This is a genomic window from Streptomyces sp. NPDC014733 (assembly GCF_043083385.1).
In the GTDB taxonomy this organism is placed as follows: domain Bacteria; phylum Actinomycetota; class Actinomycetes; order Streptomycetales; family Streptomycetaceae; genus Streptomyces.
This window is the reverse complement of sequence record NZ_JBIBYO010000035.1, coordinates 1-1,428: the sequence shown is the minus strand read 5'-3', so window position 1 is coordinate 1,428 and position 1,428 is coordinate 1. Positions and strand designations below refer to the sequence as shown.

Below are 1,428 nucleotides of genomic sequence, written 5' to 3'. Positions count from 1 at the left end.
GTCCCTAAGAATGTGAGGCGGTCCGGGAGGACCGGGTGTGGCTGATGGGGGTCTGTCGTTGATGACTCGGAAGGAATGGCCGCCCGGTCCTCCGGGACGCTCCGACCACTGATTGAGAACTGCGGTCATCGCTGGTTAGGGACCTGTCGGCGGGGTGTTCTTCGGACCATGGAGTGCTGGTCACGAGGGATACGGAGCGGCGGGCTTGAGTACGTCTGACACGCGGATATGGGTCGGCATCGATGCCGGCAAGGGGCACCACTGGGCAGTCGCGGTCGACACCGACGGCGAGACGCTGTTCTCGACGAAGGTGATCAACGACGAGGCCCAGATCCTCACCCTCATCGACACGGCCCGCGAGCGGGCCGACGAGGTGCGGTGGGCAGTGGACATCTCCGGCCGGGCCTCGACCTTGCTTCTGGCCCTGCTGATCGCGCACGGCCAACAGGTCGTCTACGTCCCCGGTCGAACGGTCAACCGGATGACCGGCGCTTACCGGGGCGAGGGCAAGACCGACGCCAAGGACGCCCGTGTCATCGCCGACCAGGCGCGCATGCGCCGGGACTTCGCTCCGCTGGACACGCCCCCGGAGCTGGTCTCCAACCTGAGGGTACTGACGAATTACCGGGCCGACCTGATCGCCGACCGGGTGAGGCTGATCAACCGGCTCCGTGACCTGCTGGTCGGCATCTGTCCGGCCCTGGAGCGGGCGTTCGACTACTCCGCGGCCAAGGGCCCGGTCGTCATGCTCACCGAGTACCAGACACCGGCCGCTCTGCGCCGGATCGGCGTCAAGCGCCTGACGGCCTGGCTTGAACGCCGCAAGGTCCGCAGTGCCGCCGACGTCGCGGCCAAGGCCGTGGAGGCGGCCCAGGCCCAGCAGATCGCACTGCCCGGCGAGAAGCGGGCCGCCAAGCTGGTCTGCGACCTCGCCCACCAGCTGCTGGCCCTGGACGAACGGATCAAGGACAACGACCGGGAGATCCGCGAGACGTTCCGATCCGACGACCGCGCGGAGATCATCGAGTCGATGCCCGGCATGGGGCCCATCCTGGGCGCCGAGTTCGTCGCCATCGTCGGCGACCTGGCCGGCTACCGCGACGCCGGTCGCCTTGCCTCGCATGCCGGTCTGGCCCCGGTGGCCCGGGACTCCGGCCGCCGAACCGGCAACTACCACCGGCCCAAGCGCTACAACCGCCGTCTGCGGCACATCTTCTACATGGCCGCCCAGACCGCCATGATGCGGCCCGGCCCCTCCCGCGACTACTACCTCAAGAAGCGGGCCGAGGGGCTGCTGCACACCCAGGCCCTGCTCTCGCTCGCCCGACGCCGGGTCGACGTGCTCTGGGCGATGCTGCGTGACAAGAGGCTGTTCACCTCCGCCCCGCCAGTCACGCAGGCGGCTTGACACGATCATTGAGATTCCTT

The 1,428-nt window shown here is 68.5% G+C and carries 1 protein-coding gene; it reads left to right on the top strand.

Going from position 1 to position 1,428, the window contains the following annotated elements:
- Nucleotides 1–205: 205 nt before the first annotated feature.
- The gene (locus ACF1BH_RS30870) at nucleotides 206–1,408 is read left to right on the top strand and encodes an IS110 family transposase (protein ID WP_391647731.1); all 1,203 of its coding nucleotides are present in this window, start codon (nucleotides 206–208) and stop codon (nucleotides 1,406–1,408) included.
- The last annotated feature ends 20 nt before the right edge of the window (nucleotides 1,409–1,428 follow it).